This is a genomic window from Neorhizobium sp. T25_13 (assembly GCF_002968675.1).
In the GTDB taxonomy this organism is placed as follows: domain Bacteria; phylum Pseudomonadota; class Alphaproteobacteria; order Rhizobiales; family Rhizobiaceae; genus Neorhizobium; species Neorhizobium tomejilense.
On record NZ_PVBI01000011.1, the window covers coordinates 1 to 25,779 of the forward strand.

The 25,779-nt window shown below is 63.1% G+C and carries 25 protein-coding genes; 8 read left to right on the plus strand and 17 right to left on the minus strand.

What is annotated here, in order from left to right; all coding sequences use genetic code 11:
• Window positions 1-187: 187 nt before the first annotated feature.
• The 6 genes from C5J22_RS22890 to C5J22_RS22920 all read right to left on the minus strand — a co-directional run bounded on the left by C5J22_RS22890 (window position 188) and on the right by C5J22_RS22920 (window position 6,685).
• Window positions 188-1,189: an ABC transporter ATP-binding protein gene (locus C5J22_RS22890; RefSeq protein ID WP_105440136.1), complete on the minus strand. Its 1,002-nt coding sequence runs from the start codon at window positions 1,187-1,189 to the stop codon at window positions 188-190.
• Window positions 1,190-1,216: 27 nt separating this feature from the next.
• Entirely contained in the window at window positions 1,217-2,278 is a 1,062-nt protein-coding gene (locus C5J22_RS22895; RefSeq protein ID WP_105440137.1) for a Gfo/Idh/MocA family protein, read from the minus strand.
• A gap of 190 nt (window positions 2,279-2,468) precedes the next feature.
• Entirely contained in the window at window positions 2,469-3,308 is an 840-nt protein-coding gene (locus C5J22_RS22905) for a carbohydrate ABC transporter permease (protein WP_105440139.1), read from the minus strand.
• A gap of 14 nt (window positions 3,309-3,322) precedes the next feature.
• A complete protein-coding gene (locus C5J22_RS22910) occupies window positions 3,323-4,273 on the minus strand; it encodes a carbohydrate ABC transporter permease (protein WP_105402271.1) in 951 nt (316 codons plus the stop codon).
• Between the two features lie 203 nt (window positions 4,274-4,476).
• The gene (locus C5J22_RS22915; protein ID WP_105402270.1) at window positions 4,477-5,745 is read right to left on the minus strand and encodes an ABC transporter substrate-binding protein; all 1,269 of its coding nucleotides are present in this window, start codon (window positions 5,743-5,745) and stop codon (window positions 4,477-4,479) included.
• A 25-nt stretch (window positions 5,746-5,770) separates the two neighbouring features.
• The gene (locus C5J22_RS22920; RefSeq protein WP_105440140.1) at window positions 5,771-6,685 is read right to left on the minus strand and encodes an N-acetylmuramic acid 6-phosphate etherase; all 915 of its coding nucleotides are present in this window, start codon (window positions 6,683-6,685) and stop codon (window positions 5,771-5,773) included.
• A gap of 208 nt (window positions 6,686-6,893) precedes the next feature.
• On the opposite strand from C5J22_RS22920, the gene C5J22_RS22925 reads away from it, so the two are divergent.
• The 4 genes from C5J22_RS22925 to nagA are packed head-to-tail and all read left to right on the plus strand — an operon-like array spanning window position 6,894 to window position 10,748.
• Complete coding sequence (locus tag C5J22_RS22925) at window positions 6,894-7,781, plus strand: N-acetylglucosamine kinase (protein WP_105440141.1); 888 nt, start codon at window positions 6,894-6,896, stop codon at window positions 7,779-7,781.
• Window positions 7,778-8,542, plus strand: a complete 765-nt coding sequence (locus tag C5J22_RS22930) for a GntR family transcriptional regulator (protein WP_105402267.1) — start codon at window positions 7,778-7,780, stop codon at window positions 8,540-8,542. Before C5J22_RS22925 ends, C5J22_RS22930 begins: the two co-directional genes overlap by 4 nt.
• Window positions 8,543-8,559: 17 nt before the next feature.
• Window positions 8,560-9,591 (plus strand): SIS domain-containing protein, encoded by a 1,032-nt coding sequence (locus C5J22_RS22935; RefSeq protein ID WP_172746755.1) that lies wholly within the window; start codon window positions 8,560-8,562, stop codon window positions 9,589-9,591.
• Window positions 9,588-10,748, plus strand: a complete 1,161-nt coding sequence (nagA, locus tag C5J22_RS22940) for an N-acetylglucosamine-6-phosphate deacetylase (RefSeq protein WP_105440142.1) — start codon at window positions 9,588-9,590, stop codon at window positions 10,746-10,748. The genes C5J22_RS22935 and nagA overlap by 4 nt, the downstream gene beginning before the upstream one ends.
• 3 nt (window positions 10,749-10,751) lie before the next feature.
• Here the strand turns inward: nagA and C5J22_RS22945 are convergent, their stop codons facing one another.
• The 3 genes from C5J22_RS22945 to C5J22_RS22955 all read right to left on the minus strand — a co-directional run bounded on the left by C5J22_RS22945 (window position 10,752) and on the right by C5J22_RS22955 (window position 13,431).
• Complete coding sequence (locus C5J22_RS22945) at window positions 10,752-12,164, minus strand: sensor histidine kinase (protein WP_105440143.1); 1,413 nt, start codon at window positions 12,162-12,164, stop codon at window positions 10,752-10,754.
• A complete protein-coding gene (locus tag C5J22_RS22950; protein WP_105440144.1) occupies window positions 12,161-12,838 on the minus strand; it encodes a response regulator transcription factor in 678 nt (225 codons plus the stop codon). Before C5J22_RS22950 ends, C5J22_RS22945 begins: the two co-directional genes overlap by 4 nt.
• An 83-nt stretch (window positions 12,839-12,921) precedes the next feature.
• Window positions 12,922-13,431, minus strand: a complete 510-nt coding sequence (locus C5J22_RS22955) for a DUF1993 family protein (protein WP_105440145.1) — start codon at window positions 13,429-13,431, stop codon at window positions 12,922-12,924.
• A gap of 184 nt (window positions 13,432-13,615) precedes the next feature.
• Here C5J22_RS22955 and C5J22_RS22960 point away from each other — a divergent pair, with 184 nt between their 5' ends.
• The 4 genes from C5J22_RS22960 to C5J22_RS22975 all read left to right on the plus strand — a co-directional run bounded on the left by C5J22_RS22960 (window position 13,616) and on the right by C5J22_RS22975 (window position 17,901).
• Window positions 13,616-14,686: an ABC transporter substrate-binding protein gene (locus C5J22_RS22960; protein ID WP_105440146.1), complete on the plus strand. Its 1,071-nt coding sequence runs from the start codon at window positions 13,616-13,618 to the stop codon at window positions 14,684-14,686.
• A gap of 237 nt (window positions 14,687-14,923) precedes the next feature.
• Window positions 14,924-15,868, plus strand: coding sequence for a tripartite tricarboxylate transporter substrate binding protein (locus C5J22_RS22965; RefSeq protein WP_105440147.1), 945 nt, complete (start codon window positions 14,924-14,926; stop codon window positions 15,866-15,868).
• Window positions 15,865-16,362: a tripartite tricarboxylate transporter TctB family protein gene (locus C5J22_RS22970; protein WP_105440148.1), complete on the plus strand. Its 498-nt coding sequence runs from the start codon at window positions 15,865-15,867 to the stop codon at window positions 16,360-16,362. Before C5J22_RS22965 ends, C5J22_RS22970 begins: the two co-directional genes overlap by 4 nt.
• Before the next feature lie 21 nt (window positions 16,363-16,383).
• Window positions 16,384-17,901 carry a tripartite tricarboxylate transporter permease gene (locus C5J22_RS22975; RefSeq protein ID WP_046637891.1) on the plus strand — a complete coding sequence of 506 codons (1,518 nt, stop codon included), beginning with the start codon at window positions 16,384-16,386 and terminating at the stop codon, window positions 17,899-17,901.
• A gap of 47 nt (window positions 17,902-17,948) precedes the next feature.
• Here the strand turns inward: C5J22_RS22975 and C5J22_RS22980 are convergent, their stop codons facing one another.
• The 8 genes from C5J22_RS22980 to C5J22_RS23015 form a co-directional block, all read right to left on the minus strand.
• A complete protein-coding gene (locus C5J22_RS22980) occupies window positions 17,949-18,878 on the minus strand; it encodes a glutaminase (protein WP_046669038.1) in 930 nt (309 codons plus the stop codon).
• 39 nt (window positions 18,879-18,917) lie between these two features.
• The gene (locus C5J22_RS22985; protein WP_037080105.1) at window positions 18,918-19,430 is read right to left on the minus strand and encodes a MarR family winged helix-turn-helix transcriptional regulator; all 513 of its coding nucleotides are present in this window, start codon (window positions 19,428-19,430) and stop codon (window positions 18,918-18,920) included.
• A 2-nt stretch (window positions 19,431-19,432) separates the two neighbouring features.
• Window positions 19,433-20,116, minus strand: coding sequence for an ABC transporter ATP-binding protein (locus C5J22_RS22990; RefSeq protein ID WP_105440149.1), 684 nt, complete (start codon window positions 20,114-20,116; stop codon window positions 19,433-19,435).
• Complete coding sequence (locus C5J22_RS22995) at window positions 20,116-20,865, minus strand: ABC transporter ATP-binding protein (RefSeq protein ID WP_105440150.1); 750 nt, start codon at window positions 20,863-20,865, stop codon at window positions 20,116-20,118. Before C5J22_RS22995 ends, C5J22_RS22990 begins: the two co-directional genes overlap by 1 nt.
• Entirely contained in the window at window positions 20,858-21,838 is a 981-nt protein-coding gene (locus C5J22_RS23000) for a branched-chain amino acid ABC transporter permease (RefSeq protein WP_245440506.1), read from the minus strand. Before C5J22_RS23000 ends, C5J22_RS22995 begins: the two co-directional genes overlap by 8 nt.
• 13 nt (window positions 21,839-21,851) lie before the next feature.
• On the minus strand, window positions 21,852-22,775 hold the full coding sequence (locus tag C5J22_RS23005) for a branched-chain amino acid ABC transporter permease (RefSeq protein ID WP_046669033.1): 924 nt from the start codon (window positions 22,773-22,775) through the stop codon (window positions 21,852-21,854).
• 9 nt (window positions 22,776-22,784) lie between these two features.
• Window positions 22,785-23,921 (minus strand): ABC transporter substrate-binding protein, encoded by a 1,137-nt coding sequence (locus C5J22_RS23010; RefSeq protein ID WP_105440152.1) that lies wholly within the window; start codon window positions 23,919-23,921, stop codon window positions 22,785-22,787.
• A 142-nt stretch (window positions 23,922-24,063) separates the two neighbouring features.
• The gene (locus C5J22_RS23015) at window positions 24,064-25,689 is read right to left on the minus strand and encodes an AMP-binding protein (protein WP_105440153.1); all 1,626 of its coding nucleotides are present in this window, start codon (window positions 25,687-25,689) and stop codon (window positions 24,064-24,066) included.
• Window positions 25,690-25,779 lie beyond the last annotated feature (90 nt).

The window sequence follows — 25,779 nt, forward strand, 5'->3', positions numbered from 1 at the left end:
GCTCACGAAGATCATTCGATAACGGTGCGGTCATGAGATGCCGGCCTCCATCCAACCAGTATCAGTGAATCAGAACAAAGCCGATTTGGGAATCCGGTATGATTCTGAAAAATGCGGAAACGCTCTAAGCAATTCCAGGAAAAGTGTGGAGCGGTTTTCCGTTCGGAATTGCGAATGAAGGAAGCCTTCAGACGATCGCGCGGTCGCTGGCGTCGAACCGGTGCAGGCTCGCCCTGTCCGGTGTCGCGAACACCACGTCGTCGGGCGCATAGGCATGTTCGCCGAACAGGCGGACGGTCAGAAGGCCGGTTGCCTCCGTTTCCAGGTAGACGATCGTGTCGGCGCCGAGATGTTCGACATGGATGACCTTGCCCTTCCAGTCGCCGCTGTCGCGGGAGAGGGCGATATGTTCGGGGCGGACGCCGATCGTCTTGGCGCCGGTTTGGCCGAGCTTTTCGGCCGGAATGAAATTCATCTGCGGCGAGCCGATGAAACCTGCAACGAAGACGTTAGCCGGCTTGTTGTAAAGCTCCATCGGCGAGCCGATCTGCTCGATCGCGCCGGCATTCAGCACGACGATCTTGTCGGCGAGCGTCATCGCCTCGACCTGATCGTGGGTGACGTAGATCATCGTCGCCTTCAGCCGCCGATGCAGGCCGGCGATTTCCAGGCGGGTCTGGACGCGCAAGGCGGCATCGAGGTTCGACAGCGGCTCGTCGAACAGGAAGAGTTTCGGTTCGCGCACGATGGCGCGGCCTATCGCGACGCGCTGGCGCTGGCCGCCGGAAAGCTCGGCCGGGCGGCGGGCGAGATAGGGGTCGAGCGACAGCATGCCGGACGCCTTGGCGACACGTGTGTCGATCTCGGCCTTTTCGGTGCCGGCCTGCTTGAGGCCAAGGCCCATATTGTCCTTGACCGTCAGGTGCGGATAAAGCGCGTAGGACTGGAAGACCATGGCGATGCCGCGCTTGGCGGGCGGTGTGTTGATGACTTCCGCACCGTCGATCCTGACGCTGCCGCTGGTCGCATCCTCAAGGCCGGCGATGACCCTGAGCAGCGTGGACTTGCCGCAGCCGGAGGGACCGACGAAGATCACGAACTCGCCGTCCTGGACCTCGAGATCGATGCCCTTCAGTACCTCGTGAGGACCGAAGGCCTTGCGGATGGATTTCAGTTGAAGCGAACCCAAGGGCGTTTTCCTTAATAAACCGGACTTTTAGAGGCGGACGGGTGCGCCGGTGCGCACACTTTCGTCCGCCGCAAGGCAGATGCGCAGCGACTGGACGGCGTCGTCCATGTGCCGGGTGAGATCGATATCTTTGCGGATCGCTTTCAGCACATAGGCCTGTTCGAGATCGCAGAGTTTTTGATGATCCGGCTCGCCGGTCATGGCGAGGTCCTCGTCGCGGCGGGCGAACTGGCCGTCCGGGCCGGTCTCGGCCGAATGGACGCGGATGACCGAGGTCTTGGTGTGAGTGTCGATATCGTCGGACTTCGCCTTGGCGTCGACCAGGATAGACACCGAGCCCTTCGGCGACATCACATCCTTCACGAAGAAGGCCATTTCCGACATCATCGGCCCCCAGCCGGCCTCGTACCAGCCGACCGAGCCGTCCTCGAACAGAACCTGCATGTGGCCGTAATTGTACATGTCCGGCGCGACCTCGTCGGTCATGCGCAGGCCCATGCCGCGGACTTCGACGGCCTTCGCGTCGGTGATCTGGCACCAGACGTCCACATAATGCACGCCGCAATCGACGATCGGCGGAGTGGTCTGCATCAGCGCCTTGTGGACGTCCCACTTAGGCCCCGAGGACTGCTGGTTGAGATTCATGCGGAAGACGTAGGGCGGGCCAAGCTTTCGTGCTTCCTCGATCAGCCGCATCCAGGAAGGGTGGTGACGGAGGATATAGCCGACCACGAGTTTGCGGCCATGCTGCTTCGCTGCCGCGACGACCCGCTCGGCATCGGCGACCGTGGTCGCCAGCGGCTTTTCCACGAACACGTCGCAGCCTGCCTCGAAGGCCATGACCGCATAGTCGGCGTGGGTATCGGAATAGGTGTTGATCGAGCAGAGATCCGGCCTGGTCTCGTTCAGCGCCTGCTCGAAATCGGAGAACATCGGATAGGCTTCGAGCCCGGCCGGCAGGTCGCGCGGCGAGCGGTTGACGAGGCCGACGATCTCGAAGCCCGGATTGTCGTGATAGGCGAGCGCATGGCTCCTGCCCATGTTGCCGAGGCCGGCGACGAGAACACGGATGGGGCGGGTGGAATTCATGTGTTTGTCTCCTTGTTTGAGACAGCGTGCCGGGTCGCCCCCTCATCCGCCTGCCGGCACCTTCTCCCCGCTGGGGAGAAGAGGATATGCAGCGACGTGGCTATTCCCTCCTCTCCCCTCGGGGAGAGGGTGGCCGAGCGGAGCGGAGGCCGGGTGAGGGCGCGCGCCCTATCCTCACATGCGGACACCATCACTTCACCGCCCCAGACGTAATCCCGCGGATCAACTGCCGCGAGAAGATGACGTAAAGAACCATGACCGGCAGGATGGCCAGCGACAGGGCCGAGAGCACCGCATTCCAGTTGGTGACGAACTGGCCGATGAACATCTGGGCGCCCAGGGTCACCGTCTTGGTGGCCTCGCCGGGCGCCAGGATCAGCGGGAACCAGAGGTCGTTCCAGATCGGGATCATGGTGAAGACCGCGACCGTCGCCATGGCGGGGCGCACCAGCGGCAGCACGAGGCGGAAGAAGATCGCATATTCGGACAGGCCGTCGATGCGACCGGCGCTCTTCAGGTCGTCGGAGACGGTGCGCATGAATTCCGACAGAATGAAGATCGCCAGCGGCAACCCTTGAGCCGTGTAGACCAGGATCAGCGAGGTCAGCGTGTTGACGAGGCCGGCGGCGACCATGCCCTGCAGGATCGCCACCGTGCCCAATCGAATCGGGATCATGATGCCGAGCGCGAGATAGAGGCCCATCAGCATGTTGCCGCGGAACCGGTATTCGGACAGCGCGAAGGCGGCCATGGCGCCGAACAGCAGGACGAGCGCGATCGAGACGACCGTGACGATCAGGCTGTTCTGGAAATAACCGACGAAATTGCCCTGGTTCAGCACGGTCTGGTAACCGATCAAACTGAAGGTCGAGGGGGTCGGCAGGGCCATCGGCTGGCTGAAGATTGCACTGCGGCTCTTGAACGAATTGACCAGCGTCAGGAACACCGGAAACAGCGCCACCAGCGTATAGGCGATCAGCGCCAGATGGATGAAGGCGGCACGGACGGGGGCGGAGCGGGCTTTCGACATATCTGGCGCTCCCTTCAGAACTGGTAGCGGCGCATGCGCCGCTGGATGACGAAAAGATAAAGCGCGACACCGGCGAGGATGATCAGGAACATTACGGCCGCGATGGTGGCGCCCATGGAACGGTCTCCCATCTGGTTCTGGAAGCCGAAGAAGGTGCGGTAAAGCAGCGTGCCGAGAATGTCGGTCGAGCCGTTAGGCCCGGCAAGCGCACCCTGCACCGTGTAGACCAGGTCGAAGGCGTTGAAATTGCCGACGAAGGTCAGCACCGAGACGATGCCGATCGACGGCAGGATCAGCGGCAGCTTGATCTTCCAGAACTGGCTCCAGCCGGTAATGCCGTCGCATTCGGCCGCTTCCAGCACCTCATCGGGAATGTTGAGCAGCGCCGCATAGATCAGCATCATCGGGATACCGACATATTGCCAGACCGAGATCAGCGAGACGGCGATGAGCGCAGTCTCCGCCTTGCCGAGCCAGGGCGCAAAGGCCCATTTGAGACCGACGAGATCCATCAGGCTCGGCGCGATCCCCCAGATCGGCGACAGGATGAGCTTCCAGATGAAACCGACGATGACGAACGAGAGCAGCGTCGGCACGAAGATCGCCGAACGGTAGAAGGCCGCGAACCGCAGGCCGGGCAGCGACAGCATGGCGGCAATCGCGATGCCGACCGGGTTCTGCACCAGCATGTGGATGATGAAGAAGATCACGTTGTTGCGGAGCGCGTTCCAGAAATCGGCGGAAAGGCGCGGATCGCCGAACAGGGTCTTGAAATTGTTGAGGCCGACGAAGGCAAGCTGGCCCTCGACGATGTTGAAGAGCGACAGACGCAGCGTCTCGATCAGCGGCAGGATCATCACCGCCGTATAGACGAGGAAAGCCGGCGCCAGGAAAACGGCGATATGCCAGCGGGTGGCGCGTTTCACCGGAACCGTTTCGATATCGGCAATTTCGGTATCGCTCATGGGTTTGGGTTCCGGTGGGTTTATAGGAATTATGCGCCCTTACGGGAGGTCTGCTTAGACAAAAAGACCCCTCCCCAACCCCTCCCCACAAGGGGGAGGGACTAACCTGCCTCACCGTTTCGGCAAGGACGAGCCGGTTCCGCGAGTTTTCTCCCCCCTTGTGGGGGAGATGGCCGGCAGGCCAGAGAGGGTCTTTGAGATGCTTATTTCGCCGGCTTGTACCAGCTGTCGAGACCCTTCTGGGTTTCGGCGGCGGCCTGTTCCGGGGTCTGGGTGCCGTTGATGACGTTGGCCGAGACACGCCACATTTCGAGGTCGAGATTCGGCTGGCCGCGGCCGACGACGGCAGCGCTCGGGCGGATCGTCTGCTTGCAGTTCTGGCGCCAGGAGACGAATTCCTGAGCAAGCGCGTCCTGCATCTTCACCGGCGTCGAGTTCAGGCTGAAGAAGCCCGGTGCTGCGTTGGCATAAAGATCGGCAAATTCCGGCGAAGCGACCCAGGACAGGAATTTCTTGGCGGCTTCGAGGTTCTTGCCCTTGGCGTTGAGGCCGATGCCGATGTCGTTATGGTCGGAAATGTAGCAGGTATCGCCTGCCTTCTTCACCGGCGGCGGGAAGGCGCCCATTTCGAAATCGGCCTGCGCCTTGAACGGAGCGATTTCCCAGGAACCGGCCGGATAGATGGCGGCGCGGCCGAGCGTGAAGAGGTTCTGGCTGTCCGGATAGGTCTGGGCTTCGAAACCGTCGCCGAGATAAGGCTTCCACTTGGCGAGCGTCTTGTAAGGCTCGACCCAGGCCGCGTCGGTCAGCTTTTCCTTGCCTGCGATCAGTGCCTTGCGGCCGTCCTCGCCCTTCCAGTAGTTCGGGCCGATATTGTAATAGCCCATGGTCGCCGCTTCCCACTGGTCCTTGGTGCCCATGGCGAGCGGGATGTATTTGCCGTCCTTCTTGAATTTTTCGAGAGCCGCGAAGAATTCGTCCTCGGTCTTCGGGATCTGGACGCCCACATCCGTGAAGGCCTTCTTGTTGTAGATGAAGCCGTGGATGACGGAGGCCATCGGCACGCAGAAGGTGGTCTTGCCGTCGTCAGTGCTCCAGGCGGACTTGCCGACGTCGGAGAAGTTGGAAATGCCCGGCAGGTCGTTCAGCGAGGCAAGCTGGCCCTTCTGGAACATGGCGAGCGACAGGTCGAACGGACGGCAGGTGATGAGGTCACCCGCGGTGCCGGCTTCGAGCTTGGCGTTGACGGCGGAATTGTATTCCGTCGGCGCCATCGGCGCGAAGCTCACCTTGATGCCCGGGTTCTTGGCCTCGAAGGCCGGGATGATCTTCTGCTGCCAGATCGGCAGGTCGTCATTGCGCCAGCTCTCGATGGTGAGCGTCGCGGTCTGCGCGGACGCGCCGGTTGCGACAAGGCCCGCCGGCGCAAGTACGGTCGTGGCAAAAAGTATGCTTTTCAATATGCGTGTCATGATGTTCTCCCTTTTATATGCGCCTTCAGGCGCGTTTCATGGAACTCTTGGACGCCTGCAATTCGGCAAGCGCTACGCGCAGCATATCGTCCGAACGGGCAAGCAGGCCTTTGGCAGCCTCGACATCGGTCGCGCCCGCAGCAAGCAGAACCGCGACCTTCACCGAACCTTCGGCGGTCTCGATCCAGATCCGGGCCGCGTCGAACTCGATGCCGGCGATATCGGCCACGATGCGGGCGGCGCGGGCGCGCAGCTTGCCGTTATCGGCTCGCAGATTGACCATGTGGCCGTCATGCACATGGCCGAGTTTGACGGCGGTGAGCGTCGACAGCATGTTGAAGGCGATCTTCTGGGCCGTGGCGGCACCCATGCGGGTGGAGCCGGCGATGACTTCCGGCGGCGTTTCGAGCAGGATCGCCGCATCGGCACCTTCGAACAGTTTTGCGCCGGCATTGTTGGCCATCGCCACGAGTTTCGCGCCGCGGCGTTTCGCGGTTTCGGCGACGGCGACCGTGTAGGGCGTCGAACCGCTCGCGGACACGCAGATGATGCAATCCGCCGCATCGACGATATCGGCATCACGTTCGCCGAGCGAGGCGTCGTCCTCGGGACCACCGGGCAGATCGGCAATGGTGGGAACACCGCCGGCAAACAGGATGGCGATCCGTTCTGGCGGTATGCCGTATGTGCCAGGCAGTTCCATCGCATCGGCCATCGCCACCAGGCCGGCGCTGCCGGCACCCGCGTAAACCACCCTGCCACCGGATTTCAAAGCGGCGGCCATGAGATCGGCGGCCTTGGTGATCGCGGGGATGGCGTGGTCGACAACCTTGGCTGCCGCCTGCTGGCCGGAGGCGAGAAGCACGAGGATTTCGGCGGGCGCGAGCGTATCGAGCCCTTCCGCTTTCCCATGTCTTGCCTCGGTGGCAGTTCTGCTCATCCGGTTTCTCCCTCTCATCCAAAATGATGCCAAAAAAATACCAATTGTCCAGAAGGAAAATTAACTTTTATGAACGGATCGATAACTTCGGCAAAAGTCCCGCAAAATATAGCCGTATAATCAAGAGGATGAAACCTGCGACTCGAGATTTTTGAAATCATGCTTGGTTATTGGTACGTTTTTGGTATTATTCGGCCCGGAGGTACCCATGGCGGCCTATTTTATCGGAATCGATGGCGGCGGAACAAGCTGCCGCGCGGCACTTGCTGACGGAAACGGCATGATCCTCGGCCGCGGCAAAAGCGGCGCTTCCAATATCCTGACCGACCCCGACACGGCCCTCAGGCATATCGCCGAGGCGTCCCGCCTCGCTTTTGCCGAAGCCGGGCTTGAGCCGGACCTTTCCGCCACATCCGCCGTGCTCGGCCTTGCGGGCAACAATGTCGGCGATGCGGTGAGTTATGTGCAGGCACGGCTGCCTTTCAAGCAGTCGGATATCGTGTCGGACGGCGTGATCGCGCTGCAGGGAGCGATCGGCAACGAGGATGGGGCGATCGGGATCGTCGGCACCGGCACGGTCTATATCGCCCGGCATGAAGGCAAGCTTCATTCGGTCGCTGGCTGGGGCTTTCAGGTGAGCGACCTCGGCAGCGGCGCCCGGCTCGGCCAGCTCGCGCTGCAGGAAAGCCTGCTCGCCTACGACAACATCCATTCGATGTCCGGCCTGTCGAAGGCCATTCTCGCCGAGTTCGACGGCAATCCGGAAAAGGTGGTCGATTTCGCCCGGCTGGCGAAGCCCGGCGATTTCGGGCGTCATACGCCCAAGGTCTTCGACTTCGCGCGGCAAGGCGACGAGGCGGCTATCCGCATTCTCAAGACTGGGGCAACGGGCATTGACGAGGCGCTTGACGCCGTGAACCGTATCACCAGGGGGAAAGGCCGGCTCTGCCTGCTCGGCGGGCTTGCGCCGCTTTATCCCGAATATCTGGCCGAACGGCATCGCGCCCGGTTGTCCGAACCGCTGGCCGACGCGCTGACCGGCGCGGTGGCGCTTGCGGTCAAGACCTATGGGGCGCGGGCGGAGCTTCGCGCATGAACCAGATGCTCGCCGCCATCCTGCCGCTCGACGGCCTGCAATCGGCCGGCACCGGGCCTCTTTACCGAAAGCTGCGCCAGAGCCTTGAAGAGGCGATCCGCACCGGCAAGCTCGGCCATGGCGACGCCTTGCCGGCCGAACGCGATCTCGCCGACTACGCCAATGTCAGCCGCGTCACCGTGCGCAAGGCCGTCGACGATCTCGTCAAGGACGGGCTGCTCACCCGCAAGCACGGCTCCGGCACGTTCGTGGTCAAGCCGATGTCGCGCGTCGAGCAGCCGCTCACCCGCCTCACGTCGTTTACCGAGGATATGGCACGGCGTGGGCTGGTGACGCGATCCGAATGGCTGGAACGCGGGCTTTTCCACCCCTCGCCCGAGGAAATGATGATGCTCGGCCTTGCGCCCGGCACCAGGGTCGCCCGTCTCGGACGCCTTCGCCTTGGCAACGACATGCCGCTTGCGATCGAGCGCGCCAGCATTTCCGCCGATTTCCTGCCCGATCCTTCGGCGGTGACCAATTCGCTCTATGCGGAGCTCGGAAAAAAGGATGCGAGGCCGGTGCGCGCCATACAACGGATATCGGCGTGCAATATGAAGAACCCGGATGCCGGGTTGCTGGCCGTGCCGATCGGTTCCGCCGGGCTTTCGATCGAGCGGGTTTCCTACCTGGCGTCCGGCCGGGTGGTGGAGCTCACCCGCTCGCTCTATCGCGGCGATGCCTATGATTTCGTGGCCGAGCTCTCGCTCGGCGAAAACTGACCTTCGAGGACGATGTTATGCTGACCAACATGACCAACATGCGCAAAGAGATCGACGAGATACCGGAAGCAGCGGCACGCCTGCTCGACGGCTCGGCGGCCGAGCTTGCCGCTGCCGGCCGGGCGCTGCGCGAAAAGGACCCGGCCTTCCTGATCACCATTGCACGCGGCTCCTCCGACCATGCGGCGACCTTCATCAAATATGCCGTCGAACTCACCGCCGGCCGGCCGGTCGCTTCCCTCGGTCCGTCGCTTGCCTCGATCTACGGCGCCAAGCTGAAGCTCGACGGCGGTGCGGCGATCGCCATTTCCCAGTCGGGCAAGAGCCCGGATATCGTCGCGATGACCGAGGCCGCGGCCAAGGCCGGCGCCGTCACCGTGGCGCTCACCAATACGCTCCCCTCGCCGATCGCAAGCGCTTCGGCTCACGCGATCGATATCAATGCAGGGCCGGAACTCGCTGTTGCCGCGACGAAGTCCTTCGTCAACTCGATCGTTGCCGGCCTTGCGCTGCTGTCGGAGTGGGTCGGCGATGAGGCGTTGAAAGCAGCTATCCGCGACTTGCCGGAGCATTTCGAAAAGGCGGTCAAGCTGGACTGGAGCGCGCTTGCCAACGAGCTCGGCGATGCGGAATCGCTCTACATGCTCGGCCGCGGCCCGGCACTGGCGATCGCCAGCGAGGCGGCGCTGAAATTCAAGGAAACCTCCAACATGCATGCCGAGGCCTATTCGGCGGCGGAGGTGCTGCACGGTCCGGTGGCGCTGGTCGAAAAGCGTTTCCCGGTCGTCACCTTCGCGGCCCGCGATGCAGCGGAAGGCTCCGCCGTCGAGATCGCTGACAGCCTTTCGGCCAAGGGTGCGCTCGTTTTCGCCACATCGGATAAGGTCAAGAATACCCGCAGGCTACCCTTCGTCGCGACCGGCCACCCGATCACCGACGCGCTGACGCTGATCCTCCCCTTCTACGGCTTCGTCGAAGCATGGTCGCGCGCCAAGGGTTTTAATCCCGATGCGCCTGTCGCACTCAAGAAGGTGACCGAGACGCTATGAGCACGTCGAAAGCCATTACCGGCGCCCGCATCTTCGACGGCACCTTCTGGCACGAGGATGCTGCGCTCGTTTTTGCGGACGGCAAGGTCGAGGAGATCCAATCCACGGCCGAGCTGCCGGAGGGCATCGAGAGGATCGATGGCGGTGGCGGGCTGATCGTTCCCGGCTTTATCGACCTGCAGGTGAATGGCGGCGGCGGCGTGCTGCTGAACGAGGAGCCTACGGTCGCGGGCCTCAGGCAGATCTGCGCCGCGCATGCCAAGTTCGGCACCACCGCCCTGTTGCCGACGTTGATCACCGACACCTACGAGATCACGTCGAGGACCGTTGAAGCCGGCAAGCAGGCGAAGGCGGAAGGCGTGCCGGGTTTCCTCGGTCTGCATCTCGAAGGTCCGCATCTTTCGGTGGCGCGCAAGGGTGCGCATGACCCGAAACTGATCCGGCCGATGAAGGAGAAGGACATTGAGCTGATGCTCTCCTGCCACGGCGTGTTCGATGCGATGATGATCACCATCGCGCCGGAGAATGTCACGGTGGAACAGGCGGCACGGCTGGCGCAGGCCGGCTTCATGGTGAGCCTCGGCCATACCGACACCACCTACGAGACCGCCAAGGCCTATGCCGATGCGGGCGTTCGCACCGTTACCCATCTCTTCAACGCCATGAGCCCGCTCGGCCACCGCCAGCCGGGCGTCGTCGGCGCGGCACTCGATATCGGCTCGCTTTATGTCGGGATCATTGCCGACGGCATTCATGTGCATCCGGCCGCGATGGGCGTCGCGCTGCGCGCCAAGAACGGGCCAGGCAAGATCTTCATCGTCACCGACGCGATGTCGACCATCGGCACCGACATGAAGAGCTTTACGCTGAATGGCCGCGAGATCCTGCGCCAGGACGGGCGCCTGACGCTCGCCGACGGTACGCTCGCCGGCGCTGACATCGACATGATCTCATCGGTCCGGTTCGCGCATGAGGCGCTCGACCTGCCGGTCGAGGAGGCATTGCGCATGGCATCCACCTATCCGGCGGAAGCCGCTTACCTTGCCGACCGCAAGGGTGCGCTGAAATCCGGTTTCGACGCGGATTTTGTGTTGTTGACTGATGACCTCGGCATGAAAAGCACCTGGATCGGCGGCACGAAGGTTCACCAGCAATAAGACTTAGCCGGCTACGGGAAACCGTATCTCGACCTTCAGACCCTTGCCCTCGTGGCCGTCCGCGAGGATCATCGTCGCTCCGTGCAGGCGGGCGATCTCCTCGACGATCGGCAGGCCGAGGCCGGTGCCGAGCTTATCCGAGCGATCGCCGCGATCGAAGCGCTTGAGCACCGAGGCTCGTTTCTCCGGCGGAATGCCTGGACCATCGTCCTCGACCTCCAGCATGGCGGCACCGTCTTCCGACTTGACCCGAACCGTCACCTCGGCGCCGTTTCCGGCATAAAGCAGCGCATTGCCGATCAGGTTCTTCATCAGTTCGCCGATCAGCAGCGGCTCGGCGGAGATCATGATTTTCCCCTCCCCTTCGAAACCGAGGTCGATACCGGCATCGGCGCCAAGCGGCACGTTGTCGGCCGTCGCACCGCGCGCCAACGCGGTCAAGTCGACCCGCTGCATCGAGGCCGATCGCGTGGCCGCATCGATCTTCGCCATCAGGAGAAGCTGGGCAATAATGCGCTCGGCATCCGCCACCGCCTCGTCCGCCTTGCGGGCGGCCTCCTTGACCTCGGCAAGTTCGGTGGCGCGGTCGGCGAGTGCGAGCTGAGTGCGGATGATGGTGAGCGGCGTGCGCAGCTGATGGCTGGCATTGCCGGTGAAATGCCGTAGCGCCTCAAGCGCGCTTTCGAGCCGCACCATGAAGGAATTGACCGTGTCGACGAGGCCCTGCACCTCGTTCGGCACCCGTTCGCTGATCGGGTGAAGATCGTCCGGGCTGCGTTCGGCGATCGCCTCGCTGAAACGGTAGAGCGGACGGAGCGACAGCGTCACCGCCACCCAGACGATGATCGCGGCGCCAACGATCATGAACAGCAGACGCAGCGCGGAGCGGATCAGGATCGTCTGCGTCAGCTGCTGGCGGGCTATGGTGGTTTCCGCGACGGTGACAGTGAACGGCACGGAATTGATGCCAGTCGAGGCGGAGCGGGCAAGGGCGGCGACGCGGATCGGCTCGCCGCGGAAAGTCGCATTCTCGAAAGCGGCCGCTTGGCCCTCGCGACGGGGGATCGACGGCAGCGTCTGGTAGCCGGTGATGAATTTTCCGGGCGGCCCGTCGACGCGGTAGAAGACCCGGTCCTGGGCCGCGGAAGTCAGCATCTCCAGGGCCACATAGGGAATGTCCACTTCGAGAGAACCATCTTCGGCAACGATCACCCGCTCGGCGATCGCCAGCGCCGAGCCGGCCAGCACACGGTCGGACACGTCGTTTGCGGTATCGACCGCCTCGTCCCAGGTGTCGACCATGGCGATCGTGCCGATCACCGCGGTCGAGACGAGAAGCCAGGCAAGCAGCCGGCGGCGCAGGGAATAGGCGGCGATCGGCGGGACGGGTTGGGCGCCGTGAGGGACCGATGTCATGCCGTCGGTGCCGTGGTTTCGAGATAATAGCCGATGCCGCGGGCGGTCTTCACGGTAAGCCCGTGCGGGGCGAGGCGCCGGCGCAGGCGGCTCACATATTGCTCGATGGCGTTGGCGGAAAGGTCGTCGTCGAAGCCGGTCAGCGAAGCCATGATCGCGTCCTTGGAGACCACCTTGCCGGCGCGCAGGAAAAGCAGCTCCAGAAGCGCTACCTCGCGTGCGGGCAGGTCCAGGGTTACGCCCTGGCTCGAAAAGGTCCGCGAATTCAGGTCGAAGGTGATGCCGCCATAGTTGACGATCGAGCTGCGAAGACCCGCCTGACGGCGCAGCAGCACGCGGATGCGCGCCTCGAATTCCGGGATGTCGAACGGCTTGATCATATAGTCGTCGGCGCCGAGATCGAGCCCCTTCACCCGCTCCTCGGGCGTACCTCGGGCAGTCAGGATCATCACCGCCGCCTTGTTCGCCCGCGCCCGCATGGCGCGCAGCACGTCAAGTCCGTCCATTTCCGGCAGGTTCAGGTCGAGAATGACGAGATCATAGGCCTCGGCGGCGGCGACAGCTTCCGCCGAAGCGCCGTCGGCGACCGCATCGACCGCGTAACCGCTGCCGCGCAGGATCGTCGACAGCCCGTCGGCCAACGCCTGATTGTCCTCGACCAGAAGAATACGCACGAAATCTCCCCGCTTCCGCAGACGATTATAAACGCGGAAGCGGCGATGTCACTGAGGCGCTGATACGGTGGTTACCGCGACCGTTATTGGGAACGGCCGATGTAGTCCATCTTGCCGATCGGAACGCCCTTGTGGCGCAGGATGGCGTAGGCCGTCGTGACGTGGAAATAGAAGTTCGGCAGCGCGAAGCCGAGGACGTAGCTCCTGCCGGTGAACTTCGTCTCGCCGCTGCGGGTCTTCAGGATCACCTCGGCGTCGTCACGGTCCGCCATGCTGGCCGGATCGACGCTGTTCAGGAAGGCCACGGTCTTTTCGATGCGGGCATGCAGATCGGCGAGGGTGACTTCGTCGTCGGCCATCGCGATGCTCTCGATCTGCCCGACTCGGACCGGCACGAATTTCGCCGTGTCGCTGGCGCGCTGGATCTGGGCGGTCAGCGGGTACATATCGTGGACCAGCCGGGTTTCCAACAGTTCCTTGTGGGCAATGCCCTTCTCGTCGGCGAAGGCTTCGCCCTTCTTGAGGATTTCCGTGAGGTTGCCGAAAGCGCGGATGAAAACCGGTACCGTGATATCGTAGAGCGTAAGCGACATGGTGCGAAACCTTCGTTGACGGACGGGACGCCGGGGCTTCCGGCGCGAAAAGACCGCCCACACGTAATGGCACGGCATCGGAAAACAAGCCGGCGGATGGTTGCATCAGGCCCCCCTGTGGCGGGAATGTTACGGGTCATCCGATCGGCTTGTCGCCGCCGCCGCGGTGGGGCATTGTGAGCCCATGAAAAGGCTGCTTTTCTCACTCCTCTGTCTTGCCGTCTCGCCAGACCTCGCCGGGGCGGATACCAAGCTGTTCCAGGCGCTTTCCGGGCGGGACGACGCGCCGATGCTGACGGTCTATTCCTCGCTCGACGAGCCGCTCGCCAAGCCGATGATCGCCGGCTTCCAAACGGCCAATCCGGATGTGGCGGTGCGCTACGAGGACATGCTGACCGGCGAGATATACGACCGGATCGTCAGGGAAACGGACGCGGGCGGCAAGACCGCCGACTTCGCCTTTTCCTCCGCTATGGACCTGCAGGTGAAGCTCGCCAACGACGGCTACGCCCAGCGCAGCGACCTGCCGATGAGCGGGCAATGGCCGGGCTGGGCGAACTGGCGCAATACGGCCTATGCACTGACTTTCGAACCGGCCGTGTTCGTCTATCACAAGCCGAGTTTCAAGGATTCGTCCCCGCCCTCGACCCGGGCGGAACTGGTCGAATTCCTGCAAAAGCGGGGCGATGCGGTCTACGGCCGGATCGGCACCTACGACATCGAGCGTTCCGGGGTCGGTTTCCTGTTCATGGCGCGCGACCAGGAGCAGTTCGGCGATATCTGGTCGGTGATCCGGGCGATGGGTGCGGCGGGCGTGAAGCTCTACTCGACCAGCCAGGCGATCCTGGAACGCGTCGCCGACGGACGGTTCCTGCTCGGGTACAATATTCTCGGTTCCTATGCCGCCGACTGGGCTTCCCGTCATCCGGATGTCGGGATCGTGCTGCCGAAGGACTATACCGTGGTGATGTCGCGCATCGGCCTGGTGCCGCAGGCCGCCGCCGCTCCGGATCTCGGCAAGCGTTACCTCGAATTCTTCATGTCGAAGGAAGGCCAGACGATCATGGCCCGCGAACTGCAGATCCCCGCCGTCAGCCCGGAAGTCGCCGGCAACAACACCGCGACGACATTGCGGGAGATGCTTGGCGGGCAATTGAAGCCGGTGCCGGTCAGCCTTGGACTGATGGTCTATCTCGACCAGGTGAAGCGGGCACGGCTGATTTCCCGCTGGAACGAGGTCCTCAGGCTGCAATAGTCACAAAATTCGGCGGCGGCGGGTGGAAACCCCTTGCCAAATGGCAAGTCCAGGGAAAATGTCAGGTTAATGTCAGCTTCATATGCTGGCTTAGGGCATTCGGCCCCCATTTGGAGGTGGGGACCCGATTGACGATGGGAGGACATCGGCCAGGCGGTTCCCGCTTGCCAAACCCTCTTCCTCGTTCCGCCAACAAACATATCGCGTCGGATTACGACGCCAACGGAGGATCGACCCTTGAAACATTTCTTCCTTGCTTCCCTTCTCGCGGGCGCAATCGCACTTCCGGCCGCTGCGGCCGACTACTCGATCATGGCTCCGGCAGCGCCGGGCGGCGGCTGGGACCAGACCGCCCGCACCATGCAGACCGCTTTGCAGACCGAGAAGATCTCCGGCAAGGTTCAGGTCATGAACGTTCCGGGCGCCGGCGGCACGATCGGCATCGCCCAGTTCGCCAGCCAGCAGAAGGGCAATGCAAACGCCCTGATGGTCGGCGGTTACGTCATGGTCGGCGCCATCCTGACCAACAAGTCGCCGGTCACCCTGAAGGACGTCACCCCGATCGCTCGGCTCACGGGCGAATACGAAGTGATCGTCGTACCGGCAGCTTCCGACATCAAGACCGTTGCCGACCTCGTCACCAAGCTGAAGGCAAATCCGGGCGCGGTTTCCTGGGGCGGCGGTTCGGCCGGCGGTACGGACCACATCACGGCGGGCTTGATCGCAAAGGCTGCCGGCGTTGACCCGACGAAGGTCAACTACATCGCGTTTTCCGGCGGCGGTGAAGCGCTCGCCGCCATCCTCGGCGGCCAAGTCACGGCCGGCATCTCGTCCTACGGCGAGTTCGAATCGCAGATCAAGGCCGGCGCGTTGCGTCTGCTCGCCATCTCCTCCGAAAAGAAGCTCGAAGGCATCAATGCCCCGACGCTGAAGGAATCCGGCCTCGACGTCGTGATCCAGAACTGGCGCATGGTCGCTGCCGCTCCCGGTCTCACCCCCGAGCAGAAGAAGGCCGTGACCGCCGACGTCGAAAAGCTCGCCAAGTCCAAGACCTGGCAGGACACCCTGAAGACCAAGGGCTGGATCGACACCTATCTCTCCGGTCCGGAATTCGAAGCGCAGCTTGCCAAGGACATTGCCGCGACTGAAACCATCCTGAAGGACATCGGACTGGTTAAATGAGCCTCGACAACAACAACAAAACGAGCACCGAACAGCGCCGCCCCGATTGGGCGGCGCTTGTTATTGCCGCCATCCTCGTCGCCGTCGCCGCCGTCATCTTCCTGGATGTCGACCGGCTGCGGGACATGGGCGGCTATAGCCAGGTCGGTCCCGCCACCGTTCCCAACTGGATCGCCTTCGCACTGATCGGCCTCGCAATCTGGACCGTATTCGCTGCGTTTCGTCGTGACTTTCCGGCGCGCGAAAAACAGGAACTCGGTCCTGTCGCCTGGGTCGTCGCCGGCCTTCTGGCGCAGATGATCCTCATTCGGATCGCCGGTTTCTCGATCGCCACGGGCACGCTGTTCGGCCTCGCCGCGGCGGGTTTCGGCGCCCGCAGGCTGTGGATCAGCATTCCGGTCGGCATCGTCGTCTGTCTTGGCATCTGGTGGCTCTTTGCCGGCGTCCTGCAACTTTCACTTCCGGCAGGCCCGCTCGAACACCTGATCCAGTGACGTGACCCTGAGAGTAAGATCATGAGCACATTCGAATTCCTTCTCCAGGGGCTCGTGTCGGCAATGGAGCCGATGAACCTCTTCTACGCGCTGATCGGCGTGACGCTCGGCACCATGGTCGGCGTGCTTCCCGGCATCGGCCCGGCGACGACGGTCGCCCTGCTTCTGCCGGTGACCTACCAACTGGATGCGACCGGATCGCTGATCATGTTCGCCGGCATCTATTACGGCGGCATGTATGGCGGTTCGACCACGTCGATCCTCTTGAACACGCCGGGCGAAAGCGCCTCGATCGTCACCGCGCTCGAAGGCAACAAGATGGCCCGGGCGGGACGCGGCGGCCCGGCATTGGCGACGGCTGCGATCGGATCGTTCGTCGCCGGCCTGATCGCCACGCTGGCGCTTGCCTTCATCGCGCCCTACATCGTCAAGCTGGCGCTGGTCTTCGGTCCGCGCGAATATTTCGCGCTGATGGTTCTGGCCTTCGTCACCGTCTCCTCGGCCTTTGGCAGTTCGACGCTGCGCGGCCTCACCTCGCTGTTCATCGGACTTGCCCTGTCGCTCGTCGGCATCGACCAGCTGACCGGCCAGAACCGGCTCTCCTTCGGCGTTCCGGACCTGCTCGACGGCATCGAGGTGACGACCATGGCGGTCGCGATGTTTGCGATCGGCGAAACGCTCTATATCGCCGCGCAAGGCGAAGCGGCACCGGACAAGATCGAAGCGATCAGGGGCTCGGTGTGGATGACGGCGCAGGATTGGGGGCGTTCATGGAAAGCTTGGCTGCGCGGCACCGTGATCGGCTTTCCGATCGGCGCGATGCCGGCCGGAGGCGCCGAAATCGGCACCTTCCTCTCTTACGCGACTGAGAAGCGCCTTTCCAAACACCCGGAAGAATTCGGCAATGGTGCGATCGAAGGCGTGGCCGGTCCGGAAGCCGCCAACAATGCGTCTGCCGCCGGCACGCTCGTGCCGCTCCTGACCCTCGGCCTGCCGACCTCGGCGACTGCCGCGATCATGCTCGCCGGCTTCCAGCAATACGGCCTGCAGCCCGGTCCGCTGCTGTTTGCGACCAACCCGCAGCTCGTCTGGGGTCTGATCGCCTCGCTGCTGATCGCCAACCTAATGCTGCTCGTGCTCAACCTGCCGCTGGTCGGCCTGTGGGTAAAGCTGCTGACCATTCCGAAGCCGTGGCTCTACGCGGGCATCCTGGTGTTTGCAACACTCGGCACGATCGGCGCCAACCCCTCGGTATTCGAACTCGGCATGCTGCTGGTCTTCGGGCTGGTCGCCTATATCATGCGCGTCTTCGATTATCCGATCGCGCCTGTCATCGTCGGCCTCATCCTCGGGCCGCTTGCCGAACAGCAGCTTCGCCGCGCACTGGCGATCAGCCAGGGCGACGTGACGGTACTGTTCACCTCGCCGATCGCCGCCGTGCTGCTGAGCGTGGCAGCGCTTGCCCTTATCCTGCCGCTCGTCCTGCGCGCACGCGGACGCGGCGACGCTCTTTCGCAGATGGCAGCCAGCGAAGACTGATCATAACGCTGCCAACAAACTGAGAACCCGGCTTCGGCCGGGTTTTTTTATTGGCCGAATACCGACCAGCCGGTTCGGGTGGCCAGCATTTCGAGCGCCAGCGAACCGAGCAGCGAATTTCCGTTGTGATTGAGGCCCGGCGACCAGACGGCGACGGAGGCCTTGCCCGGCGCCACCGCCATGATGCCGCCGCCGACACCGCTCTTTCCGGGCAGGCCGACACGGTAGGCGAAATCGCCCGACCCGTCGTAATGCCCGCAGGTCAGCATCAGCGCATTGATGCGCCTTGCCCGCTGCTTCGAGACTACGGTGTGCCCGGTCAGCGGATTGCGGCCCGATGCGGCGAGGAAAAGGGCCGACTTGGCGAGTTGGGTGCAGGTCATCGCCAGCGCGCAGTGATGGAAATAGACGCCGAGGACATGTTCGACGGGATGGTCGAGCTTGCCGAAGGAACGCATGAAATTGGCGAGCGCGAAATTGCGGAAACCCGTCGCCTGCTCCGACTTCGCTACTTCCGGATCGATGGCGATGGAATCGTCATCCGCCAGGTAACGCACAAAACGGACGATCTCGCCGATTGCCTCGCGCGGCGTGTGACCGGAGAGCACGAGATCGCTGACGGCAATGGCGCCGGCATTGATGAAGGGATTGCGCGGTTTGCCTTCCTCGTGCTCGAGCTGGACGATCGAGTTGAAGGCGGAGCCGGAGGGCTCGCGGCCGACACGGTTCCAGGTGGTCTCGCCATGCTTGCCGAGCGCCAGCGTCAGCGTGAAGACCTTCGAGACGCTCTGGATCGAAAAGGGCTCGTCGCAATCGCCAGCCTTGAAGACCTGGCCGTCGACACCGATGATCGCCATTCCGAACTTCTTCGGATCGACATGGGCGAGCTGCGGGATGTAGTCGGCCACCTTGCCTTCGCCCAGACGCGGCGTCAGCTTGTCATGGATCTCGTCGACGATCGCCTGCAGATCTGCCATCTCTTAACCCCGAATTGTTGCGCCCGGAGACGAGCCTTACTATTCGAAGGCGCTGCCGGAAAGGTGGTTGCTGGCAGAAGCTTTCACCGCGCCGATCTCCGACCACAACGAGGCGATCATCGCCGGGTCCACATCGGCCATGATATCGCGCAGCCAGCCTTCGTGGGCGGCTGCCATGGCGACAAAAAGCTCGGTACCGGCGGGTGTCAGCTTGGCGACGGTGACACGGCGGTCTCCATCCGGCGTGACCCGCTGCACGAAACCGTCCGTCTCCAGCCGCTCCACTAGCCCGGTCACATTGCCGTTCGTCACCATGGTGCGCTTGGAAAGCTCGCCGAGCCTCAAGCCGTCCGCTTCGCGATAGAGCTGCGCCATCAGATCGAACTGGGGAAGCGTCGCGCCGAACTCGGTGCGGAGCCGGCGGCGGATTTCCGTGGTGATCAGCTTGGTGGTGGAAAGCATGCGCAGCCAGAGCCGCGTCTCAGGCTTGTTCTTCCCATGCGGGCCATGGGCGATCAGTTCCAGGTCGGCGCTTGCCGCTTCTGCTTCCATGCCTATACCCCGAGATATCGATCCTGCAGTTCTGTCGTCAGGTCCGTGGGCCTGCCGCTCCAGGCGCTTCTTCCGTTTTCCAGGATGACGCAGCGGTCCGCAACCGGCAAAAGCTCCGAAAGCGTCTTATCCACCACGAGGATCGACAGACCTTCGGCTTTCAGCCGCCTGATCGCCTTCCAGATATCCTGGCGGATGACCGGAGCAAGGCCTTCAGTCGCCTCGTCGAGAATGAGAAGGCGCGGATTGGTCATCAGCGCACGGCCGATCGCCAGCATCTGCTGCTCGCCACCCGACAGCGATCTTGCCATTTGCGTATGCCGCTCCTCAAGCCGGGGGAACAGTTCGTTGACGCGCTCCAGCGTCCATTGGCCGGGCCGCGCGGCCGCGACAAGGTTTTCATGGACCGTGAGGTTCGGGAAACAACGGCGGCCTTCCGGCACCAGGCCGATGCCGAGCTTGGCGACATGATGCGGCCGCTTGCCTTTCGTATCCGTGCCGCCGATCTTCACCGCACCGGCACGCGGGGGATTGAGGTTGCAGATGGCACGGATCGTCGTGGTCTTGCCCATGCCGTTGCGGCCCATCAGGGCGACGGCCTCGCCCTCGGCGACCGAGAGGTCGACGCCGAACAGTGCTTGGCTGGCGCCATAAAATGCTTCGATCTTCGTTACATCGAGCAGCATCAGGCATGGTCTCCGAGATAGGCGGTGCGCACCGTGGGGTCGCGGCGGATCTCCTCTACCGTGCCGGTCGCAATGATGCGGCCGTAGACCAGCACCGAAATCCGGTCGGCGAGCGCAAAGACCGCATCCATGTCGTGCTCAACCAGCAGGATCGGCGCTTCATGCCGCAGGGTATCGAGGAAGTGGGTCAGCGATTTCGAGCCTTCCGGCCCCATGCCGGCCATCGGTTCATCGAGCAGGAAGGCTTTCGAACCGAGCGCCAGCGCCATGGCGATTTCGAGCTGCCGGCGTTCGCCATGGGAAAGCTCGGCGGCCGGAATGCGGGCGCGCGCCGTCAAGCCGACGCGTTCCAGCATGGCCATCGCCGTGTCGATCAGCGACCTGTCGCGCATGACCGGTTTGAAGAAGCGGAAGCTTGAGCCCTGCTTTGCCTGGACCGCCAGCATGACATTGCGCAGGCCCGAAAATTCCGGCGCGATCGACGAGACCTGGAAGGTGCGGCCAAGGCCCAACTGGGCGCGTTCGGCAACCCCAAACGAGCCGATATCCTGCCCGGCAAAACGGATCGAGCCGCTATCCTGCCGGAGCGTGCCGCAGATCTGGTGGATGAGCGTCGATTTGCCGGCGCCGTTCGGGCCGATCAGGGCGTGGATTTCGCCAGGACGCAGGTCGAGCGTCACGCCATCGGTTGCCCGCAGCGCCCCGAAGTTCTTGACGAGATTGGAGATCTGGAGAACCGGCTCAACCATGTTTGGCCTTTCCGGCAAGCAGGCCCAGAAGACCGCCGCGCGCGAACAGCACGACGGCGAGCAGGATGAGGCCGAGGAAGAACTGCCAGCGCTCCGTGAGGCCGCCGAGCGCAAATTCGAAGATCACGTAGAGCGCGGCACCTGCCAGCGGCCCGAACAGCCGGCCGGTGCCGCCGAGAATGATCAGCACGATCAGTTCGCCCGACATATGCCAGGAGAGCATGGACGGGCTGACGAAACGGTTGAGATCGGCAAACAGCGCGCCGGCAAGGCCAGTGACTGCCGCCGAGATCGCGAAAGCGGTGAGCCGGATGCGATAGGGCTGGACGCCAACGGTCGCGACACGCACCTCGTTCTGTCGTGCTGCCTGCAGCGCCGTGCCGAAACGCGAGGCGCGGATCAGCGCAAAAAGGCCGAGCGCCAGCAGCAGGACGACGTAGCAGATCAGGAAGAAGGTCAGCGGCCGCATGGTGTTGACGCCCGGAAACTGGTTGCGGACGAGGATCGACAACCCGTCCTCGCCGCCATAGGCGGGCCAGGAGATCGCGAAATAATAGACCATCTGCGCAAAGGCGAGCGTGATCATGATGAAATAGACGCCCGAGGTGCGCAAGCTGATCGCGCCGATCGCCAAGCCGACAAGGGCCGACAGGATCACTGCGACAATCCAGATCATCCACATCTGCTTGGAGCCGGAGAGGCCGAACAGCAGCGGATCGCCAGAAAAGGCGTGGGCCGCCAGAATGCCGGCCACATACCCGCCGATGCCAAAGAAGGCTGCGTGACCGAAGGAGACGAGGCCGCCGAGACCGAGCGCCAGATTGAGGCCGGTCGCGGCCAGCGCGAGGATGGCGATACGGGTCGCCAGCGTGATGTAGAACGGCTGGCCGAGCGCGTTCGCCGCAAAAGGCACGGCGAGCAGCATTGCCGCCAGAATGAGGTTGATGAGGTTTTCGCGGGTCAGGGTCATCATTGAACCAGGGGCCTCACGCATGCGCCGCGGGGAAGAGGCCGCGCGGTTTGACCGCAAGAATGACCGCCATGACGATATAGATCAGCATCGAGGCCGCAGCGCCGCCGATCATGCCGGCCTGCGCCGGGGCGACGAACAGCGCCAGGATCTTGGGCAACAGAAACCGCCCCATCGTATCGGTAACTCCGACCAGCAGGGCACCGAGCAGCGCGCCCTTGATCGAGCCGATGCCGCCGATGACGATGACCACGAAGGCGAGGATCAGCACCGGTTCGCCCATGCCGACCTGCACCGATTGCAGCGCGCCGACCATGGCGCCGGCGAGGCCTGCCAAGGCTGCGCCGAGCGCGAAGACGACGGTATAAAGCGTGCGGATATCGACGCCTAAAGCGCCGATCATCTCGCGGTCGCTTTCGCCGGCGCGGATGCGCATGCCGAGGCGGGTCCGGGAGATCAGCAGGTAGAGGCCGAAAGCGACGATCGCTCCGGCAAGGATGATCGCCAGGCGGTAGACCGGATATTCCGTGCCGCCCGGCAGCGCGACGGCGCCCTGCAGCAAAGGCGGGATATCGAGATAAAGCGGGAAGGAGCCGAACAGCCAGCGCGTGCCCTCCGAAAATATCAGGATCAGCGCGAAGGTGGCGAGCACCTGGTCGAGGTGATCGCGGTCGTAGAGCCTGCGGATCACCACGAGCTCGACGATCGCCCCGGCGGCGGCGGCCGCGACGAGGCTGGCGATCAATCCGATCCAGAACGAGCCGGTCCACGCCGCCACGGTGGCGCAGGCGAATGCGCCGACCATGTAGAGCGAGCCGTGAGCAAGATTGATCAGGCCCATGACGCCGAAGATCAGCGTCAGCCCGGCAGCCATGAGAAACAACATGACGCCGAGCTGCAGGCCATTGAGCAACTGCTCGAGAGCAAGTGCCAAAGTCACGGGCGGACCTTAGATCTTGCAGTCTTTGGCATAGGCATCGCCGTGATCGGCAAAGATCTTCTCCACCGTCTTGTTGGTGATGACGCCGTTCTGCTTCACCACTTCCGTCAGGTAGATGTCCTGGATCGGATGCTGGTTGGTGTTGAACTTGAACTTTCCACGCGGGGACTGGATGTCGGCCTTCTTCAGTTCGGCGCCGAAGGCATCGGCGTTCTTGACGCTTGCCTTGGAAGCGGCCGACAGGATGAGCTGGGCTGCATCATAGGCCTGGACGGCATAGATGGACGGCAGGCGGTTATATTCCTTCTGGAAATCCGCCAGGAACTTCTTGCTTGCGGCATTGTCGAAATCCGGGGCCCACTGGCCGGACGCCTTGGCGCCGACCGCCGCATCGCCGATTGCCGGCAGAACGTCCTGGCTGAAGGAAAAGCCCGGGCCCATGACCGGGATTTTGACGCCCGACTGGGCGAACTGCTTCATGAAGGCGATGCCCATGCCGCCGGGCAGGAAGGTGAAGATGCCATCGGCGCCGGAAGCGCGCATCTGGGCGATTTCGGCAGCGTAGTCGGTCTGGCCGACCTGGGTGTAGACTTCGGCGACGAGCTGGCCCTTGTAATAACGCTTGAAGCCGGTCAGCGAATCCTTGCCGGCCGGATAGTTCGGGGCGAGGATGAACATCTTCTTGTAGCCCTTGTTGGCATATTCGCCCATGGCTTCATGAAGGTTGTCGTTCTGGTAGGCGGCGTTGAAATAGAGCTTGTTACAATTGGCGCCGGCAAGGGCTGCCGGGGCGGCATTGGTCGAGACGTAGAACTTGCCCTGGGCCACCGCGCTCGGGGCAACCGCCATCAGCAGGTTCGACCAGACGATGCCGGTCAGGATGTCGACCTGGTTGCTCTGGATCATCTTGTCGGCGATCTGAACGGCCAGTTCCGGCTTCTGCGCATCGTCCTCGGTGACGACGGTGATGTCCTTGTTACCGGAATTCTTGATCGCCAGCATGAAGCCGTCGCGCGTATCGATGCCGAGGCCGGCCCCACCGCCCGAGAGCGTGGTGATCATGCCGATCTTCAAAGGCTCGGCGAAAGCCATGCCGGCGGTGCTCATGCTCAGCGCCAAAGTGGCTGCAGCAAGCATTTTCTTCATGTGACGAACTCCCGTTTGTTGTTGTGTCGTTCCCGATGCCTTCGACGGACTTGGAGATCCGCCGGGTCTTCTTTGTCTTCCACATTTGCGTGGAAACTTCCACTCTACATGTCAGGCGAAATTCGACCGCCAATCGCCATGGTTATGCCGAGGGCTTCTGCTTCAGGCGGAAGCGCTGGATCTTGCCGGACTCTGTCTTCGGCAGCGCATCGGTGAAGACGATCGAACGCGGATATTTGTAAGGGGCGATGACAGTCTTCACGTGATCCTGCAGGGTCTTGACCATCGGTTCGCCTGGCTCGGCGCCTTTCGCCAGCACCACATGCGCCTCGACGATCGTGCCACGTGAATCGTCGGCCACGCCGATGACGGCGCATTCGAGTACCGCCTCGTGCTTGAGGAGGGCGGCTTCCACCTCGGGGCCGGCGATGTTGTATCCGGCCGAGACGATCATGTCGTCGGAGCGGGCGGCAAAGTGGAAATAACCGTCCTCGTCCTCGACGAAACTGTCGCCGGTCAGGTTCCAGCCGTCCCTGACGTAATCCTTCTGGCGGTCGTCGGCGAGGTAACGGCAACCGATCGGTCCCTTGACCGCAAGCCTGCCGATCGTGCCGCGCGGCACTTCGTTCATGTCGTCGTCGACAACGATCGCCTCGTAGCCGGCGAGCGGCTTGCCGGTGCAGGCGGGTTTGGAATCGCCGAGCCGGTTCGAGATGAAGATATGCAGCATCTCCGTGGCGCCGATGCCGTCGAGGATCGGCTTGCCGGTCTTCGCTACCCATTCGTCGAAGACAGGCGCCGGCAGCGTCTCGCCAGCGGAAACCGCAATGCGCAGCGACGAGAGGTCGGCACCGGCATCCATCGCCGCCAGCATGGCGCGATAGGCGGTCGGCGCGGTGAAGCTGATCGTCGCCTTGTAGGTCTCGATGATCTCGATCATCTTGGGCGGCGTCGCCTGTTCCAGAAGGGTGGCGGCTGCACCAAAACGCAGCGGGAAGACCGCGAGGCCGCCGAGGCCGAAAGTGAAGGCAAGCGGTGGGGACCCGACGAACACGTCGTCCGGCGTCACGTCCAGCACTTCCTTCGCGTAGGCATCGGCTATGATCAGGATATCGCGGTGGAAATGCATGGTCGCCTTCGGCACGCCGGTGGAGCCGGACGTGAAGCCGAGCAGGGCGACGTCGTCGCGGCCGGTCTTCACCGCTTCGAAACGCACCGGCTTGTTGAGCGCCGCCCGATCGAGCTCGGCGTCATGGTTGGCGGTGCCGTCGAAGCCGATCACCTGTTTCAGGAACCGGCTTTCCTTGGCGCAGGCGACCAGTTCGTCCATCAGCCGCGTATCGCAGAGCGCGATCGAGATTTCTGCCTTGTCGATGATCTTGGCGAGCTCACCGGAGCGCAGCATCGGCATCGTATTGACGACCACCGCGCCGGCCTTCGTCGCAGCCAGCCAGCAGGCAACCATGGCCGGGTTGTTGGCGGAACGGATCAGCACCCGGTTGCCGGGTTTCAGGCCGTAGTCCTCGGTCAGCGCCTGGGCGATGCGGTTCGTCCAGTCGGACAATTCCTTGTAGGTGCGGCGGCGGCCGTTGCCGATGAGCGCTGTGTTGTCGCCGAAGCCGCGCTCGACCATGCGGTCGGTGAGTTCGACGCCCGCATTCATCCATTCCGGATAATCGAAGCCATCAAGCCTGATTTCCGGCCACTGATCCGGCGGCGGAAGATTGTCGCGGGCAAACGTATCCAGATGGCCTGACGGTCCCAGCATATTTTCGTTCCCAAGCGTTTTTTATATAGCGGCTTTTTGCCTTTCGCCCAGAAAAGCACTGCTTTCCCTCGGTTGCAAGAGAGAAAGTTT

Excerpts from the sequence above, each read along its gene's own strand:
- C5J22_RS22910 (WP_105402271.1), bottom strand. The coding sequence starts at position 4,273 with ATGAGCGATACCGAAATTGCCGATATCGAAACGGTTCCGGTGAAACGC.
- C5J22_RS22955 (WP_105440145.1), bottom strand. The coding sequence starts at position 13,431 with ATGTCGCTTACGCTCTACGATATCACGGTACCGGTTTTCATCCGCGCT.
- C5J22_RS22930 (WP_105402267.1), top strand. The coding sequence starts at position 7,778 with ATGAACCAGATGCTCGCCGCCATCCTGCCGCTCGACGGCCTGCAATCG.
- C5J22_RS22905 (WP_105440139.1), bottom strand. The coding sequence starts at position 3,308 with ATGTCGAAAGCCCGCTCCGCCCCCGTCCGTGCCGCCTTCATCCATCTG.
- C5J22_RS22945 (WP_105440143.1), bottom strand. The coding sequence starts at position 12,164 with ATGACATCGGTCCCTCACGGCGCCCAACCCGTCCCGCCGATCGCCGCC.
- C5J22_RS22980 (WP_046669038.1), bottom strand. The coding sequence starts at position 18,878 with ATGGCAGATCTGCAGGCGATCGTCGACGAGATCCATGACAAGCTGACG.
- C5J22_RS23015 (WP_105440153.1), bottom strand. The coding sequence starts at position 25,689 with ATGCTGGGACCGTCAGGCCATCTGGATACGTTTGCCCGCGACAATCTT.
- C5J22_RS22925 (WP_105440141.1), top strand. The coding sequence starts at position 6,894 with ATGGCGGCCTATTTTATCGGAATCGATGGCGGCGGAACAAGCTGCCGC.
- C5J22_RS22995 (WP_105440150.1), bottom strand. The coding sequence starts at position 20,865 with ATGGTTGAGCCGGTTCTCCAGATCTCCAATCTCGTCAAGAACTTCGGG.
- C5J22_RS22935 (WP_172746755.1), top strand. The coding sequence starts at position 8,560 with ATGCTGACCAACATGACCAACATGCGCAAAGAGATCGACGAGATACCG.
- C5J22_RS22895 (WP_105440137.1), bottom strand. The coding sequence starts at position 2,278 with ATGAATTCCACCCGCCCCATCCGTGTTCTCGTCGCCGGCCTCGGCAAC.
- C5J22_RS22975 (WP_046637891.1), top strand. The coding sequence starts at position 16,384 with ATGAGCACATTCGAATTCCTTCTCCAGGGGCTCGTGTCGGCAATGGAG.
- C5J22_RS22985 (WP_037080105.1), bottom strand. The coding sequence starts at position 19,430 with ATGGAAGCAGAAGCGGCAAGCGCCGACCTGGAACTGATCGCCCATGGC.
- C5J22_RS23000 (WP_245440506.1), bottom strand. The coding sequence starts at position 21,838 with ATGATGACCCTGACCCGCGAAAACCTCATCAACCTCATTCTGGCGGCA.
- C5J22_RS22960 (WP_105440146.1), top strand. The coding sequence starts at position 13,616 with ATGAAAAGGCTGCTTTTCTCACTCCTCTGTCTTGCCGTCTCGCCAGAC.
- nagA (WP_105440142.1), top strand. The coding sequence starts at position 9,588 with ATGAGCACGTCGAAAGCCATTACCGGCGCCCGCATCTTCGACGGCACC.
- C5J22_RS23010 (WP_105440152.1), bottom strand. The coding sequence starts at position 23,921 with ATGAAGAAAATGCTTGCTGCAGCCACTTTGGCGCTGAGCATGAGCACC.
- C5J22_RS22990 (WP_105440149.1), bottom strand. The coding sequence starts at position 20,116 with ATGCTGCTCGATGTAACGAAGATCGAAGCATTTTATGGCGCCAGCCAA.
- C5J22_RS22915 (WP_105402270.1), bottom strand. The coding sequence starts at position 5,745 with ATGACACGCATATTGAAAAGCATACTTTTTGCCACGACCGTACTTGCG.
- C5J22_RS22970 (WP_105440148.1), top strand. The coding sequence starts at position 15,865 with ATGAGCCTCGACAACAACAACAAAACGAGCACCGAACAGCGCCGCCCC.
- C5J22_RS22920 (WP_105440140.1), bottom strand. The coding sequence starts at position 6,685 with ATGAGCAGAACTGCCACCGAGGCAAGACATGGGAAAGCGGAAGGGCTC.